This window comes from Mycobacterium sp. GA-1285 (assembly GCF_001499905.1).
Lineage (GTDB): Bacteria > Actinomycetota > Actinomycetes > Mycobacteriales > Mycobacteriaceae > Mycobacterium.
Window position 1 is genome coordinate 196,642 of record NZ_LQIS01000001.1, and the last position, 15,620, is coordinate 212,261.

The following is a 15,620-nucleotide window of genomic DNA, read 5'->3' on the forward strand; positions in this document are numbered from 1 at the left end:
AACGAAAAGCGCCCGCTTCAAAGGGCTTACGCGCCCTGCTGATCGAGCAGGGCGCGTAGTTCTTTGAGATAGAACCACGGCACGGCGGGCATGGCCAGCGTGACCAAGGCGGTCAGCGCATAGAAGATCCAGGCCGTGACATGGCTGTCGACCGCCATCAAATAGGTGGCCACACCGATCGCCACCATGGCGATGCCGATCGCGCAGGCGATCGCCACCGCGCAGCGCAGCCACAGCAGGTCCACGGCCGTGGACCCGGGCTGAGGCGCCTCGAGCGCGCGCTCCTGGCGCGGCGCCGCGTACGGCAACTTCTCGGTGGGCGGCGTCGGGTCCATCGCCCGTGGCCGACCCGGAGTTGCCTGCGGGGCGGGCGCGGGCCCGGTGTCCTGGAGCTGCGGTGCGTCGGCCAGCGCGTCCCGTCGGGCCCGCAACAGCAGCGGGACCGCTGCGATGATCACCACCGCGGAGATCCCGATGATGGTGTAGAGCAGCCATGGCGTGCCGGTGTCCCCGGACGACTCGGTCGGCCCTCGCCCGAGGTCCACCAGCGCCACCGTCGCGGCGACGCCGGTGCCCAGCGCCACCAGCCAGATCGCCGCACACGAGCCGAGCAGGATGCGATCGGTGCGGTCGAGTTCGCTGGGATCCAGTGCGGGGGTCAACCGCGAGCGCCCCGACGGGTCGGTTTCGTAGGTCATCAGCAGCTGGTCTGTGCGGCGTTGTTGGTGTTCGACGACAGCACGGTGCCGTCGCTCGTGGTGATCGAGCAGTTCAACCGGCTGACCAGGAACAGGCTCGACGCCTGCACCGATCCGACCTCGGACTGCGAGATCGGAGTCACGGTCAGCGACCACGGAATGTAGACGTTGCGCTGGGTCCGGCTACGGCCCGACGCGTCGATATAGGTCACGGTGATGATGTCTCCCGGTGCTTTGGTTCCCGTCACCGAATAGGTGACCTGTCGCGGACCCGAACGCGTCGTCGTGGGTGGTGGCGGCGCCGCCGGCGACGTGGTCTCCGGCGCCGGTGGCGGTGGCGGTGGTGGTTCGGCCGGTGGGGGCGGTGGCGGCGGCGGCTCCTGGGTCACCGTCACCGTCTCGGGCGGCGGCGGTGGCGGCGCTTCGCTTGGCGGCGGCGGCGGTGGCGGCGGCGTGGTGGTCGTGATCTCGTCCTGCACCGGAGGCGCCACGGTCGTGGTCGAGGTTTCGGGTGTCGCGAGGTTGTCGGTGTCGGTGCGGGTCACCAACACCGAGACGGACGCCACCAGCGCGATGGCCGCGATGATCGCCGCCACGCCGACGACCCATGGCCACCGCGGCGGCGCGGGTTGGTCGACCGGCTCAGCCCGGTCGTAGTGGTCGTAGTCGTACAGCGACGAGTCGGCGGGAACATACGGGCCGGCGGTGAACTGCTCGGACTCGGGCGCCGAGTACGCCTGCGAGTAGAACTCCGTCTCGCCGGTGTCCGGCGCAGGCTGGTCACCGGCGGTCGGATCCGGTCCCTGACTCGGGTCCTGACCCTGCTCCCGACTCTCGAATTCCGACTGAAAATCCGACCCTTCGTCATCCGGGGGATTCGGCCCGCTCATTTACGCCTATCCTTCTCGACTACTCAACCGGCGCGGCACGCCACAGACTCCCCGGCTCAGCCGGCGGCGACTGACCGTGCCCCGGCAACATTACCCAACGGCGTCACCGGGGGTGATCCCCCGGCACGGTTCCGGACACAAGTGATGGCCCGATTGTGACCTTGACCGCTGCGCACCGAACAGCAAGCCGGCGATTCGACGGTCAGTGCTTTTCAGGGCCGGTGTAGTACTCGAACGTCAGGCCCGCGACCGTCGTGACCACGAAGCAGGCGCCGGCCACGATGAGCCACGGCAGCCAGAGCGCCACGCCGACGGCGGCGATCGAGGCGGACAGCGCGATGAAGATCGGCCACCAGCTGTGCGGGCTGAAGAAGCCCAGCTCACCGGCGCCGTCGCTGATCTCGGCGTCCTCGTAGTCCTCGGGCCGGGTGTCCAGGCGCCGCGCCACGAACCGGAAGAACGTACCGGTGATCAACGTCAAGCCGGCGGTCAGCACCAGCGCGGTGGTACCGGCCCATTCGACGCCGCCGTACTGGAACATCGCCGTCAGCACCGCGTAGACGATGGCGGCGAGTACGAAGAACGCGGTCAAGAACTCGAACAACCGGGCTTCGATATGCATGTGGTGTCCCTACTTGCTGGCCTGCGTTAGTTGGGGTGCCAGTTCACCGCGACGGGTGTCGAACGGCTTCGTGGTGACGGCGGTCGGCGGCTGGTTGATCGCCCGCAGTGCCTCGGCGTTGGTCTTGCCGTCGATGCGCTGCTGCAGATACGCCTTGAAGTCGTTCGGCTCGACCACGCGCAGTTCGAAGTTCATCATCGCGTGGTAGGTGCCGCACATCTCGGTGCACCGCCCCACGAACGCCCCGGTCTGGGTGATCTCGCTGATCTGGAAGGTGTTGTCGGAGTTGTTCGCCCGCGGGTCCGGCAGCACGTCGCGCTTGAACAGGAACTCGGGCACCCAGAATCCGTGGATGACGTCGGCTGAGGCGATCTGGAACTCGATGCGCTTGCCGGACGGCACCACCAGCACCGGGATCTCCGACGACGAGCCGAGCGTCTCGACCTTGTCGAACGGCAGATATGAGCGGTCCTGCGGATGCTTGCCGGCGATCACGCCGAACGCGGGGTCGTGTGCGCCTTGCTCCTCGCCGTGGCCACCCTCTACGCCCTCGGGGGCGGACGCCACGGCAGCCGCCCGCTCGGGGTCGGCGCCCTCGTAGGTGAAAGTCCCGTCGGAGAAGTTCACTTTCTGGTAGCCGAACTTCCAGTTCCATTGGAACGCGGTGACACTGACCACGACCTCGGGGTTCGACTCCTCGTGCAGCATTCTTTCCTGCACCACCACGGTGAAGTAGAAGAGCACCGAGATGATCAGGAACGGTATGACCGTCAGCACCAGCTCCAGAGGCATGTTGTAGCCGAACTGGCGCGGCAACTCGGTGTCGGTCTTCTTGGCCCGGTGAAACGCCGAGGTCCAGAAGATGAGACCCCACACGATCGCGCCCACGACCAAGGAGGCGATCACCGAACCGATCCACAGTTCACGGTTGACGTGCGCTTCGGGCGTGATGCCCTTCGGCCATCCCAGACCCAGCACCTCCGACCAGCTGCAACCGCTGAGCAGCAACGCCGTAGCACCCAGGACGATTGACAGCGACGCGGTTCGCGCCGCCGCCTTCAGCCCGCGAGGTGTCACGTTGGAGCCTCCTAGAAGTCAGTGACGCGCGACCGCGGTGCGGTCAGTTTCTGGAGCGAATACTACGCAGCGTAGACCACGCCCGGGTGGAGGTCTCAACACACCTCATCTATCTCGCTCGTCGCGTGCGCGGGCAGTTAGTCGCGTGCGCGGGCCGTTAGGCATACTGGCGCCGTGTGCGGAGTGCTGGCCCTGGTGCGTGACCCGTCCGCTGACGTCTCCCCCGCGCTGATCGAAGCGGTGTCCGGCGCATCACACCTGATGCGTCATCGCGGCCCGGACGAGCCGGGGACCTGGTCCGACGACCGGGTGGTGCTCGGGTTCAACCGGTTGTCGATCATCGACATCGCGCACAGCCACCAGCCCCTGCGGTGGGGACCGCCGGACACACCCGACCGGTATGTGCTGGTGTTCAACGGCGAGATCTACAACTACCTCGAGCTGCGCGAGGAACTGGCGGCCCGGCACGGCGTGGCGTTCAACACCGACGGTGACGGCGAGACGATCATCGCGGCGTACCACTACTGGGGCACCGACGCGCTGACCCGGCTGCGCGGCATGTTCGCGTTCGCGTTGTGGGACACCGTCGACGGTGAGCTGTTCTGCGCCCGCGACCCGTTCGGCATCAAGCCGCTCTACCTGGCCACCGGCCCGGGCGGCACGGCGGTGGGCAGCGAGAAGAAGTGCCTGCTCGAACTGGCCGACGAGCTGGGCCTCGACCTCGACATCGACCAGCGGGCAGTTCAGCACTACACGGTGCTGCAGTACGTTCCCGAACCAGAGACTCTGCACGTCGGCATTCGGAGATTGGAGTCGGGTTGCTACGGGCGCGTCCGGCCCGGCGGCGAACTCGAGGTGACCCGCTACTTCCATCCGCGGTTCTCGGCTCAGCCTTTTCCCAGCCCTTCGGCGCCCGGCCGCGAACATGATCGCTACGACGAGATCACCGCGGTGCTCGAAGATTCGGTCGCCAAGCACATGCGTGCCGACGTGACCGTGGGCGCGTTCCTCTCCGGCGGCATCGATTCGACGGCCATCGCCGCGTTGGCCATGCGGCACAACCCGCGGCTGATCACGTTCACCACCGGCTTCGAGCGGGAGGGCTTCTCCGAGGTCGACGTCGCGGTCGCGTCGGCCGAGGCGATCGGCGCCAGGCATGTGGCCAAGGTCGTCAGCCAGGCCGAGTTCGTCGCCGCGCTGCCCGAAATCGTCTGGTATCTCGACGAACCCGTCGCCGACCCGGCGCTGGTGCCGTTGTTCTTCATCGCCCGCGAAGCCCGCAAACACGTCAAGGTGGTGCTCTCCGGCGAGGGCGCCGACGAGTTGTTCGGCGGCTACACCATCTACCGGGAACCGTTGTCGCTGAAGCCATTCGAATACCTGCCGCGGTCGGTGCGACGGTCGCTGGGGCGGGCGTCGCGACCGCTGCCCGAGGGCATGCGGGGCAAGAGCCTGCTGCATCGCGGTTCGCTCACGCTCGAAGAGCGCTACTACGGCAACGCGCGCAGTTTCTCCGACGAACAACTGCGCGCGGTGCTTCCCGGGTTCCGTCCGGAGTGGACGCACACCGACGTGACCGCGCCGGTGTACGCGGCGTCGCAGGGCTGGGACCCGGTTGCGCGCATGCAGCACGTCGACCTGTTCACCTGGTTGCGTGGCGACATCCTGGTCAAAGCCGACAAGATGACCATGGCGAACTCGCTCGAACTGCGGGTGCCCTTCCTCGACCCCGAGGTTTTCGCCGTCGCTTCCCGGCTACCGTATGACCAGAAGATCACAAGGACCACAACGAAATTCGCATTACGACGGGCACTGGAACCCATCGTTCCCGAGCACGTGCTCAACCGGCCGAAGTTGGGCTTCCCGGTGCCGATCCGGCACTGGCTTCGGGCCGGCGAGCTTCAGGACTGGGCTTACTCGGTGGTCGACTCGTCGCAGGCCGGCCATCTGGTCGACCTTGCGACCGTCCGCACCATGCTCGACGAACACCGCGACGGCACAAGCGATCACAGCCGCCGGTTGTGGACCGTGCTGATCTTCATGCTGTGGCACGCGATTTTCGTCGAGCACAGCATCTCCCCGCAGATCGGCGAGCCGACCTATCCGGTGCAGCTGTAGCTACTCGAGCGCCTGCGAGATCTCCTCGGCCGCTTCGTCGCCGTAGGCGTCGCCGAGCCGCTGGATCGCCTCGTCGCGATTCCAGCTCCATTCCTGCGGGCCGGGCGCCTCGAACACGAGCACGGCCACCAGCGAGGCGAGCTGTGCCGAGCGCTCCAGGCTCAGCCCGGCACTGCGACCGGTCAGGAAGCCGGCGCGGAACGCGTCCCCGATGCCGGTCGGGTCGGCCCGGTGCTTCTCCGGCACCACCCCGACGTGGATGAAGGTGCCGTCCGAGCTGACCAGGTCGACTCCTTTGGGGCCGAGTGTGGTGACGCGCAGCCCGATCTGGCTCATCACCTGAGCCTCGCTCCAGCCGGACTTCTGCAGCAGCAGGTCCCATTCGTAGTCGTTGGTGAACAGATACGCGGCGCCGTCGATCAGCTTGCGGATCTCCTCACCGGACAGCCGCGCCAGCTGTTGGGAGGGGTCGGCGGCGAAGGGCAGGCCGAGCCTGCGGCACTCCTCGGTGTGCAGAAACATCGCCTCGGGGTCGTTGGCGCCGACGATCACCAGTTCCGGCTTCCCGATCCGCTTCGTCAGATCGGCCAGCGAGATGTTGCGCGCCTCCGACATCGCACCGGGATAGAACGACGCGATCTGCGCCATGGCCTCGTCGGTGGTGCACACGAACCGCGCGGTGTAGGCGGTCTCGGAGACCAGGACGTTCTCGGTGTCGACGCCGACGGCCTCCAGCCAGCTGCGATAGTCGTCGAAGTCGCGGCCGACAGCACCCACGAGCGCGACGTCGCCACCGAGCACACCGATCGCGAACGCCATGTTGCCCGCGACACCGCCGCGGTGCACGACGAGGTCGTCGACCAGGAAGCTGAGCGAGACCTTCTGCAGGTGATCCGGAAGCAGCTGTTCGGAGAACTTTCCCGGGAACCGCATCAGATGGTCGGTTGCGATCGATCCGGTCACCGCGATTGTCACGAACTCACCCTTCGTTTGTTAAGTCACCTAGGTAACTCTGGTGCGCTAACCTGCCTACAAAAGCACGCCAGCCACTGTAGACAGGCACACTTTCCGACGCACATTTCGGGGGAGCAAATCCATGACCGGTCCGTATCCGCCCGAATACGGCGCTGGACCGACTGGCCCGCAAATGTATCCGCAATCATTTCCGTACCCGGAGAATGTGCCGTCGGGTTATCCGGGCATGCTGCCGCCGCCGGTGCCGTACCGGAAGAAGAAGCGGTGGCCGATCGTCGTGGCGGCGGTGCTGGCCGTCGTGTTGGTCGCGGCCGTCGTCGCGGTCATCGCCACGGCGGGCGGAGACGAGGAGGCGTCCGGTTCGACCGCGCTGAGCGAATCGTCGGCCACGGCCGCCATCCAGGATTATCTGGACGCACTGACCAACGGCGATGACGAGACCGTCGCGCGCCACACCCTGTGTGGGCTGTTCGACGCGGTGAAGGAGAAGCGCTCGGACCTCGCGCTGGCGCGCCTGTCCGGTGACGCTTTCCGTAAGCAGTACCGGCAGGCCGAGGTGACGTCGATCGACAAGATCGTCCAGCCCTCGCCCCACCAGGCGCAGGTGCTGTTCACCATGCGGGTGATACCGGCAGGCGGATCACGCCGAGGCCAGAACGAAGCCCGGGAACAGCAGGCCGTCGCGCAGCTGTTGGCGCAGGACGACGAGATCCTGGTCTGTTCCTACCTGCCACGCACCTCGGGGCAGTACTGACCGACCGGGCGGGAGGTCAGTTGAAGGAGTCGCCGCAGGCGCACGAACCGGTGGCGTTGGGGTTGTCGATGGTGAAGCCCTGCTTCTCGATCGTGTCGACGAAGTCGATGGTCGCGCCCTGCACGTACGGTGCGCTCATCCGGTCCACCGTCAGGTTGACGCCGCCGAACTCCACGGACAGGTCTCCGTCGAGCGACCGGTCATCGAAGAACAGGTTGTAGCGCAGTCCGGCGCACCCACCCGGCTGCACGGCGATACGCAGGGAGAGGTCGTCGCGGCCCTCCTGGTCCAGCAACGCCTTGGCCTTCGCGGCAGCCGCGTCGGTCAGGATCACACCGTGGGTGGCGGTTGCCGTCCCGGGGGTTCCTGCCGACTCTTCCTGAACTGTCATTACGTCTCCTGTAGGCCTCATTGTCGTGGCGCGTACTGACTCAACGGTACCTCGTTGCGCCGCTATTCCCGAGTTTGTCCCCAGGCCTCCTCCCCTGGCTTCCTCCCCAGGCAGTGGCGCCCCCTCGCGGCGGAAGTAACCTGGCAGGCGTGAACCTGCTGGGCCGCAAGAAAGACGACAAGCCGACCGCGGACGCGTCCAATGCCGACGTGTCTGCCGATGTGTCGGACAACACCGCCGCCGAGGCGCAGGAAACCGCCAGGCCCGGCGGCACCACCCCACCCAAGGGCAGACCGACCCCCAAGCGCACCCAGGCGGCCCGCAGGCGCGGTCCGGTGGCGCCCGCCCCGATGACGGCCGCCGAAGCGCGTCGCCGCCGCAAAGAGATGCGCAACAAGATGAGCCGCGAAGAGCGCCGCGAGGAGAAGGCGGCGCGCCGCGAGCAGATGAACCAACGCCGGGAAAGGATGATGGCAGGCGAAGAGGCCTACCTGCTCCCCCGGGACAAGGGACCGGTCCGCCGCTATGTCCGCGACGTGGTGGACGCCCGGCGCAACGTGCTCGGGCTGTTCATGCCGTCGGCCCTGGGCCTGATCTTCGTGATGCTCGCGGTGCCGTCGGTTCAGGTGCAGCGTCTGCTCTCCCCGGCGATGCTCGTGCTGGTGCTGATCATGGTGATCGACGGCTTCGTCCTCGGCCGTCGGGTCAACCGGCTGGTCGACGAGAAGTTTCCGAACAACACCGAAGGTGGCTGGAAGCTCGGCTTCTATGCGGCCAGCCGCGCATCGCAGCTGCGTCGCATGCGCGCACCGCGACCGCAGGTCAACCGCGGCGACAAGGTCACCTGAGCCCGGTGCGCACCCTGGTGCTCGGCGGCATCCGGTCGGGTAAGTCGCACTGGGCCGAAACCGCGCTCGCCGACGAGGCGACCGATGCGCAACCGGTGCGCTACCTCGCCACCGGACCTTCGCCCGCCGACGATCCCGAGTGGGCGGCCCGGGTGGCGGCCCACCGATGCCGCCGTCACGATCGCTGGTCAACCGTCGAAACCACTGACGTCGCAACGCAACTGCGCATGCATCAGGTCGCGACCCTGGTCGATGACATCGGTTCCTGGCTGACCGCGGTGATGGATCGGTCGGAAGTATGGGCTGGCGGCTCGGTCGCCGGGGACGTCGACGACCTGCTCGACGCGGTCGGCGGCTTCGGAGCGCCGCTGGTGATGGTCAGCCCCGAGGTGGGGCTGACCGTCGTACCGGCGACGGCTGCCGGTCGCCGTTTCGCCGACGAGCTCGGATCGCTCAACCAGCGGCTCGCCGCGGTCTGCGATCGGGTGGTGCTCGTCATCGCCGGGCAGCCGCTGGCCGTCAAGGAGCCGGTGTGACGGACTTCCCGGCGGTCCAGCCGCCCGACGCGGAGGTGGCCGCCGCGGCGCGGGTGCGCCAGGACCGGCTCATCAAGCCCCCCGGATCCCTGGGGAGGCTGGAAGACCTCGCGGTCTGGATCGCCTCGTGTCAGGGCGTGTGCCCCCCGCGGCCGCTTCAGCGCCCCCGGGTGGTCGTGTTCGCCGGTGACCACGGCGTCGTCTCGGCTGGCGTGTCGGCCTACCCGGCGGACGTCACCGCGCAGATGGTCGCCAACTTCGATGCCGGTGGCGCGGCGATCAACGTGCTCGCCGAGCTCGCGGGCGCGACCGTGCGGGTCGTCGACATCGCGGTCGACACCGACGAACCGCACTCGCCGTCCATCGGCGCGCACAAGGTCCGCCGCGGCAGCGGCGACATCACGGTCGAGGACGCGCTGAGCGCCGACGAGGTCGCGGCGGCACTCGAGGCCGGCCGCCGTATCGTCGACGACGAGGTCGACTCCGGTGCGGACCTGCTGATCGCGGGCGATATGGGCATCGGAAACACCACTCCGGCAACGACTTTGATCGCGGCGCTCACCGACACCGAGCCGGTCGTGTTGGTCGGGCGAGGCACCGGCGTCGACGACGCCGGCTGGGCCCGCAAGGCCGCCGCCGTTCGCGACGCGCTGTACCGGTGCCGGAACAGCTTCGCCGATCCCGTTGCGCTGCTGCGGATCTGCGCCGGCGCGGACCTCGCCGCGATGGCCGGCTTCTGCGCGCAGGCAGCGGTCCGACGCACGCCGGTGCTGCTCGACGGTCTCGTGGTCACCGCGGCCGCGCTGCTGGCCGAACGCCTCGCACCGGGCGCCCGCCACTGGTGGCGGGCGGGACATCTGTCCACCGAACCCGCCCACGAGGTGGCGCTGAACCGGCTGGGACTCGATCCGATCGTCGACATGGGCATGCGCCTCGGCGAGGGCACCGGAGCCGCGGTGGCGCTCCCCGTCGTGCGGGCGGCGGTGGCCACGCTGACGTCGATGGCGACGTTCGACGAAGCCGGCGTCACGCGTCCGCTCCAGGAGGACTAGCCTGTGATCCGTTCGCTTGCAGGGGCTTTCGCGTTCGGCACCGTCGCACCGGTACGGAGTACGGCCGCGGTCGGTCGCGGTGCGTTGACGGCATTGCCGGTGGCAGGTGCGGCGATCGGCGGGCTGGCGGCCGTCGCCGCGTGGGCGGGGTCGTGGGCCTTCGGGCCGGGACCGCTGGCCGGTGTGCTGGCGGTGGCCGTCGTCGTCGCCGCGACGCGAGCGCTTCACATCGACGGGCTCGCCGACACCGCCGACGGTCTGGGTTGTTACGGCCCGCCGCAGCGGGCCCTCGAGGTGATGCGGGACGGCTCGGCCGGCCCGTTCGGCGTGGCCGCGGTGGTGTTGGCGCTCCTGACGCAGGCATTCACCTTCGGGGGCCTGACAGCCTTCGGTCTGGTGGCGGCGGTCATGTCGGGACGCGTCGCGGCGGTGCTGGCGTGCCGTCGAGGCGTGTCGTCTGCGGCGGGAAGTGCGCTGGGCGCGCGGGTGGCCGGCACCCAATCGTCGGCGGTGGCCGGCGCGTGGATCATCGCCGTCGCCGGGTTGGCCGCGCTCGCGGGCCCTCGGCCGTGGCAGGGCCCCCTGGCCGTCGTCGTCGGGCTGGCGTGCGGCGCGGCGCTGGTGGCGCACTGTGTACGACGCTTCGGCGGGATCACCGGCGACGTGCTCGGCGCCGCGATCGAGGTGACGACCACGATCACGGCCCTGGGGCTCGCGATCCGCTGAGCCGTCCGGCTCAGCCGAGTCGGGCCATCCAGCCGTGGGTATCGGCGAAGGTGCCTCGCTGGATCCCGGTCAACGTGTCGCGCAGCGCCATCGTGATCTCCCCCGGCCCGCCGTCGGCGATGGTGAACTCACCGTCGGCGTGCTTGACGGTGCCCACGGGGGTGATCACCGCGGCGGTCCCGCACGCGAACACTTCGGTGATCTCGCCCGCGGCCGCCTTCTTCTGCCACTCGTCGACGTCGATCTTGCGTTCCTCGACCGCGAAACCGGCGTCGGATGCCAACTGCAGCAACGAATCTCGGGTCACGCCGGGCAGGATCGAGCCACTCAGCTCGGGAGTGACCAGCCGCGCCGACCCGCCGCTGCCGAAGACGAAGAACAGGTTCATCCCCCCCATCTCCTCGACATAGCGGCGTTCGGCGGCGTCCAACCACACCACCTGGTCACAGTCGTTGTCGGCGGCCTGGGCCTGCGCGAGCAGCGAAGCGGCGTAGTTACCGCCGAACTTGGCCGCACCGGTACCGCCCGGGCAGGCCCGCACGTATTCGGTGGACAGCCATACGGAAACGGGTTTGACGCCGCCGGTGAAGTAGGCGCCCGCCGGCGAGGCGATGACCATGTAGCGGTATTCGGTTGCCGGCCGCACACCCAGTCCGGGCTCGGTGGCGAACACGAAAGGCCGCAGATACAGCGACTCCTCACCACCGGCCGGTGGAACCCACTGCTCGTCGACCGCGATCAACTGGCGCAGCGACTCGATGAAGACATCCTCGGGCAGTTCGGGGATCGCGAGCCGCCGTGCCGACATCCGCAGCCGGCGTGCGTTGGCCTCCGGCCGGAACGACACCACCGAGCCGTCCGCCCAGCGGTACGCCTTGAGACCCTCGAAGATCTCCTGCGCGTAGTGCAGCACGATCGCCGACGGGTCGAGTTCGATCGGGCCGTAGGGGATCACGCGCGCGTTGTGCCAGCCCTCACCGTCTACCCCGTCCTTGCGCCAGTCGATCGACACCATGTGATCGGTGTGGTAGCGGCCGAATCCGGGATCGGCCAGGATCGACGCCCGGACCTCGTCGCTCGCCCGGTTCGCGTTGCGCTCGACCGTGAACTCGAGGGGGCCGTCAGTCATGCAGCGATTGTATATCCGCGCGCTACCGGGTTTTTGCCGCGACGAACGGAGGCTTGACCACCTCGCACTCGACCGCGCGGCCGCGCACGTCGACCGTGACGCGGCCTCCGTCGACGATGTCTGCTGCGGTGTCGATCAACGCCAGTGCGATCCCGACTTTCAGTGTGGGAGAAAAGGTTCCAGATGTCGTCACGCCCACGGGGCGCTCACCGTCGAGCACGGTGAGATCTGCCCGCAGCACGCCCCGACCGACGGCCTTCAAGCCACGCAGCAGCCGTGGCGGGCCGGCCTCCTTCTCGGCCAGCAGCGCGTCGCGCCCCCAGAACGTGTCCTTGCGCCAGCCGATGGCCCACCCGCAGCGGGCCTGCAGCGGCGAGAAGTCCAGCGACAGTTCATGGCCGTGCAGCGGATACCCCATCTCGGTCCGCAGGGTGTCGCGCGCGCCCAGTCCCGCAGGCTCGCCACCCGCCGAGACGACGGCCTCGAGCAGCGCGTCGAAGACCACGCCCGAACGGTCCCACGGCGGCAGCAGCTCGTAACCGTGCTCGCCGGTGTAGCCGGTGCGGCAGACCCGTACAGGTACACCGGCGAACTCGGCGTCGGCGTAGCCCATGTAGTCCATGTCGGTCGGCAGCCCCAACCCGCCGACCACCTCCGCCGATTTCGGCCCCTGAACCGCCAGCACCGCGTACGACCGGTGTTCGTCGGTGATGGTGAGGCCGGCCGGCGCCCGCTGCCGCAGCGCGTCGACGACCGCGGCGGTGTTGGCGGCGTTGGGTACCAGAAAGATCTCGTCGTCGGAGACGTAGTAGGCGATCAGGTCGTCGATCACACCGCCGGAATCGTTGCAGCACAACGTGTATTGCGCCTTGCCCGGGCCGATCCGGCGCAGGTCGTTGGTGAAGGCGGAATTGATGTATTCGGCAGCGCCGGGGCCGCGGACCAACGCCTTGCCGAGATGGCTGACATCGAAGAGCCCGACGGAGTTGCGCGTCGAGTTGTGCTCGCTGACGGTTCCCGCGTACGAGACGGGCATCAGCCACCCGCCGAACTCGGCGAAATTCGCGCCGAGTTCGCGATGGCGCTCTTCCAGCGGGCCCTTCGACACGTCCGTCACGCCGATCCACCCTAATGGGGCCAACGAGTTGGCACACTTGTGCAGGTGGTCGACCTCGACGCGCTGCAAGCCGCCGGGATCGCCGACGCCCACAGGCGGGCCGGGCTGATCGCCTACCTCGACTCACTGGGCTTTTCCGCCGAGGACATGGTCGAGGCCGAACGCCGCGGCCGGCTCTTCGGCCTGGCCGGAGACGTCCTGCAGTGGTCGGGACCTCCCACTTACACCCTTCGGGCGGCCGCCGAGCAACTCGGCGTCCCGCTCGCGGACCTGACCCACGCGTGGCAGGCGCTCGGTCTGCGGGTCGCCGGCCCCGACGTGCCCGCGCTGAGCCGCGCCGACGTCGACGCGTTGACGTCATGGCGGACGATCAGCGCGGTGACGGGCCCGGACGCCGCGCTCAACTTCCTGCGGATCGTCGGTGCGGCGATGGCGCGCCTCGCCGAGGCCAGCGGAACGATGATTCGGCTCGCCCAGCCGGACCTGCTGATGACCCACACCCACGACGAGCTCACCACCGCGCGGGCCTACCGTTCGGTTGCCGCGCTCGTGCCCGGCATCTCGGCGCTGATGGACGCGGTGTGGCGCCACCACATCACCAGCGCCAGGGCGTACTTCGAGGACGTCATCCACGACGCGTCGGCGATGGTGACCTGCGGCGTCGGGTTCGCCGACCTGTCGGGGTTCACGGTGCTCACTCAGCGGCTGAGCCCGACGGAGCTGTCCGATCTGCTGGTGGAGTTCAGCGGCGCGGTGAGCGATGTGGTGCACGCCGACGGCGGCCGGGTGGTCAAGTTCATCGGCGACGAGGTGATGTGGGTGAACGCGAGCCCCCACCAGCTGGTCAAGGCCGCGACCGACCTGGTCGATTATCCGCGGGCGCGCCAGGCCGGTCTGGGGGTTCGCGCGGGCCTGGGGTACGGCCTGGTGCTGTCGATCGGCGGCGACTACTTCGGGACCCCCGTCAACCTGGCCGCGCGACTGGTGAGCGCCGCCGCGCCCGGTCAGATACTGGCCGCGGGCGATGTGCGCGACGCGCTGCCCGAGCATCCAGCGGCCCGGCTGGAACCCTTGACGCTCAAAGGGTTCGAGGGCCCGGTCACCGCCTACGACCTTCACGCCGGCTCCTGAAGCTAGGGTTGGGGGTCGTGAGCCCTGCAACCTCTGGATATCAGACCCCGACCGTCACCGTCAGCACGTCGTTGCCCAAACGCAAAGCCGACGGCTCGGTGCTGATCGTTCCCGTGGTGAACGGGGACGACGACTCTGCGGCGAAGGTGGTGGCCAGCCCGTTCCTCGATTCCTCGGCGGTCGCCGAGATCGAGTCGGCGTTGGCGGCGCTGGGCGCCAAAGGCGGCAGCGAGCAGGTCACCCGCGTCATCGCACCGTCGTTACCGGTAAGCAGCGTGCTGGCCGTCGGGCTCGGTAAGCAACGCGACGGATACCCGGCCGATGTCATCCGCCGCGCGGCCGGCGTTGCGGCCCGGTCCCTCAACGGCACCGAATCGGTGGTGACCACCCTGTCCGGTGTGGATCTCGCGGCGGCGATCGAGGGTCTGATCCTCGGCGCATACCGGTTCAGCGAGTTCCGCAGCGACAAGACTGCACCCAAAGACCGCGGCCTGCAGTCGATCATCGCGCTGGCCCCGGATACCAAGTCGGCCACCAAGGAAGCCGCACAACGGGCGGCAGACATCGCGACTGCGGTGGTCACCGCCCGCGATTTCGTCAACACCCCGCCCAGCCACCTGTTTCCCGACGAATTCGCCCGGCGTGCAAAGGCTTTGGGCGAAGCGGCCGGATTGTCGGTCGAGGTGCTCGACGAGAGGGCGTTGGAGAAGGCCGGTTACGGCGGCATCATCGGCGTCGGCAAGGGCTCGTCGCGGCCACCCAGGCTGGTGCGGCTGACCCACAAGGGCGCCAAACGCAAGGGTAAGCGTGTCGCGTTGGTCGGCAAGGGCATCACGTTCGACACCGGCGGGATTTCGATCAAGCCCGCGGCGAACATGCACCACATGACCTCGGACATGGGCGGCGCGGCGGCCGTGGTGGCCACGGTGGCGCTGGCGGCCAAGCAGAAGCTGCCCATCGACGTGATCGCCACAGTGCCGATGGCCGAGAACATGCCGTCGGCGACCGCGCAGCGTCCGGGCGACGTGTTGACCCAGTACGGCGGGACCACGGTCGAGGTGCTCAACACCGACGCCGAAGGCAGGCTGATCCTGGCCGACGCGATCGTGCGGGCGGGTGAGGACAAGCCGGACTACCTGATCGAGACGTCGACGCTGACCGGCGCCCAGACCGTCGCGCTCGGGGCCCGGACGCCAGGTGTCATGGGCAGCGACGAGTTCCGCGACCGGGTGGCCGGCATTTCGCAGGCGGTCGGCGAGAACGCCTGGCCGATGCCGCTGCCCGAGGAGCTCAAGGACGACCTCAAGTCGACCGTCGCCGACCTCGCGAACGTCAGCGGTTCGCGCTATGCCGGCATGCTCGTGGCGGGCACGTATCTGCGCGAGTTCGTGCCGGACGGCGTGCAGTGGGCCCACATCGACATCGCGGGCCCGGCGTACAACACCGGAGGGCCGTGGGGCTACACCGGCAAGGGCGGCACGGGTGTGCCGACGCGGACGATGTTCGCGGTGCTGGAGGATATCGCCGCGAGCGGCTGATCGGGCTGGAGCCGCGAG

General features: G+C 68.7%; 16 protein-coding genes. 8 read left to right on the forward strand and 8 right to left on the reverse strand.

Annotated elements, in window-relative coordinates:
* Positions 1-26: 26 nt before the first annotated feature.
* The 4 genes from AU193_RS00930 to AU193_RS00945 all read right to left on the reverse strand — a co-directional run bounded on the left by AU193_RS00930 (position 27) and on the right by AU193_RS00945 (position 3,287).
* Positions 27-698 carry a DUF2561 family protein gene (locus tag AU193_RS00930; protein ID WP_064420454.1) on the reverse strand — a complete coding sequence of 224 codons (672 nt, stop codon included), beginning with the start codon at positions 696-698 and terminating at the stop codon, positions 27-29.
* A complete protein-coding gene (locus AU193_RS00935) occupies positions 698-1,588 on the reverse strand; it encodes an MmpS family transport accessory protein (RefSeq protein WP_064420455.1) in 891 nt (296 codons plus the stop codon). Before AU193_RS00935 ends, AU193_RS00930 begins: the two co-directional genes overlap by 1 nt.
* Before the next feature lie 202 nt (positions 1,589-1,790).
* Positions 1,791-2,210 carry a cytochrome c oxidase subunit 4 gene (locus AU193_RS00940; protein ID WP_064420456.1) on the reverse strand — a complete coding sequence of 140 codons (420 nt, stop codon included), beginning with the start codon at positions 2,208-2,210 and terminating at the stop codon, positions 1,791-1,793.
* A 9-nt stretch (positions 2,211-2,219) separates the two neighbouring features.
* Positions 2,220-3,287: a cytochrome c oxidase subunit II gene (locus tag AU193_RS00945; RefSeq protein ID WP_064420457.1), complete on the reverse strand. Its 1,068-nt coding sequence runs from the start codon at positions 3,285-3,287 to the stop codon at positions 2,220-2,222.
* Between the two features lie 174 nt (positions 3,288-3,461).
* Between AU193_RS00945 and asnB the strand changes: the two genes are divergently transcribed.
* Positions 3,462-5,405 (forward strand): asparagine synthase (glutamine-hydrolyzing), encoded by a 1,944-nt coding sequence (gene asnB / locus AU193_RS00950; protein WP_064420458.1) that lies wholly within the window; start codon positions 3,462-3,464, stop codon positions 5,403-5,405.
* Here the strand turns inward: asnB and AU193_RS00955 are convergent, their stop codons facing one another.
* Entirely contained in the window at positions 5,406-6,380 is a 975-nt protein-coding gene (locus tag AU193_RS00955; RefSeq protein ID WP_064420459.1) for a carbohydrate kinase family protein, read from the reverse strand.
* A gap of 121 nt (positions 6,381-6,501) precedes the next feature.
* Here AU193_RS00955 and AU193_RS00960 point away from each other — a divergent pair, with 121 nt between their 5' ends.
* Entirely contained in the window at positions 6,502-7,134 is a 633-nt protein-coding gene (locus AU193_RS00960; RefSeq protein ID WP_064420460.1) for a hypothetical protein, read from the forward strand.
* A 16-nt stretch (positions 7,135-7,150) separates the two neighbouring features.
* Here AU193_RS00960 and AU193_RS00965 read toward each other — a convergent pair whose 3' ends face one another.
* A complete protein-coding gene (locus tag AU193_RS00965; RefSeq protein WP_064420461.1) occupies positions 7,151-7,525 on the reverse strand; it encodes an iron-sulfur cluster assembly accessory protein in 375 nt (124 codons plus the stop codon).
* Between the two features lie 149 nt (positions 7,526-7,674).
* Between AU193_RS00965 and AU193_RS00970 the strand changes: the two genes are divergently transcribed.
* From AU193_RS00970 to AU193_RS00985, 4 genes are read left to right on the forward strand one after another with little or no spacing between them, the layout of a single operon-like run.
* Complete coding sequence (locus AU193_RS00970; protein ID WP_064420462.1) at positions 7,675-8,373, forward strand: DUF3043 domain-containing protein; 699 nt, start codon at positions 7,675-7,677, stop codon at positions 8,371-8,373.
* A 5-nt stretch (positions 8,374-8,378) separates the two neighbouring features.
* A complete protein-coding gene (locus tag AU193_RS00975; RefSeq protein WP_064420463.1) occupies positions 8,379-8,909 on the forward strand; it encodes a bifunctional adenosylcobinamide kinase/adenosylcobinamide-phosphate guanylyltransferase in 531 nt (176 codons plus the stop codon).
* Positions 8,906-9,961 (forward strand): nicotinate-nucleotide--dimethylbenzimidazole phosphoribosyltransferase, encoded by a 1,056-nt coding sequence (gene cobT, locus AU193_RS00980; RefSeq protein ID WP_064420464.1) that lies wholly within the window; start codon positions 8,906-8,908, stop codon positions 9,959-9,961. The genes AU193_RS00975 and cobT overlap by 4 nt, the downstream gene beginning before the upstream one ends.
* Positions 9,962-9,964: 3 nt before the next feature.
* Positions 9,965-10,687: an adenosylcobinamide-GDP ribazoletransferase gene (locus tag AU193_RS00985; RefSeq protein ID WP_064420465.1), complete on the forward strand. Its 723-nt coding sequence runs from the start codon at positions 9,965-9,967 to the stop codon at positions 10,685-10,687.
* 10 nt (positions 10,688-10,697) lie between these two features.
* On the opposite strand, the gene AU193_RS00990 is transcribed toward AU193_RS00985, so the two are convergent.
* Together AU193_RS00990 and gcvT are read right to left on the reverse strand one after the other, a co-directional pair.
* Positions 10,698-11,816 carry a branched-chain amino acid aminotransferase gene (locus AU193_RS00990; RefSeq protein WP_064420466.1) on the reverse strand — a complete coding sequence of 373 codons (1,119 nt, stop codon included), beginning with the start codon at positions 11,814-11,816 and terminating at the stop codon, positions 10,698-10,700.
* Between the two features lie 22 nt (positions 11,817-11,838).
* Complete coding sequence (gene gcvT / locus AU193_RS00995; protein WP_064420467.1) at positions 11,839-12,933, reverse strand: glycine cleavage system aminomethyltransferase GcvT; 1,095 nt, start codon at positions 12,931-12,933, stop codon at positions 11,839-11,841.
* A gap of 45 nt (positions 12,934-12,978) precedes the next feature.
* On the opposite strand from gcvT, the gene AU193_RS01000 reads away from it, so the two are divergent.
* Together AU193_RS01000 and AU193_RS01005 are read left to right on the forward strand one after the other, a co-directional pair.
* The gene (locus AU193_RS01000; RefSeq protein ID WP_064420638.1) at positions 12,979-14,064 is read left to right on the forward strand and encodes an adenylate/guanylate cyclase domain-containing protein; all 1,086 of its coding nucleotides are present in this window, start codon (positions 12,979-12,981) and stop codon (positions 14,062-14,064) included.
* 17 nt (positions 14,065-14,081) lie between these two features.
* On the forward strand, positions 14,082-15,602 hold the full coding sequence (locus AU193_RS01005; RefSeq protein ID WP_064420468.1) for a leucyl aminopeptidase: 1,521 nt from the start codon (positions 14,082-14,084) through the stop codon (positions 15,600-15,602).
* Positions 15,603-15,620: the final 18 nt, after the last annotated feature.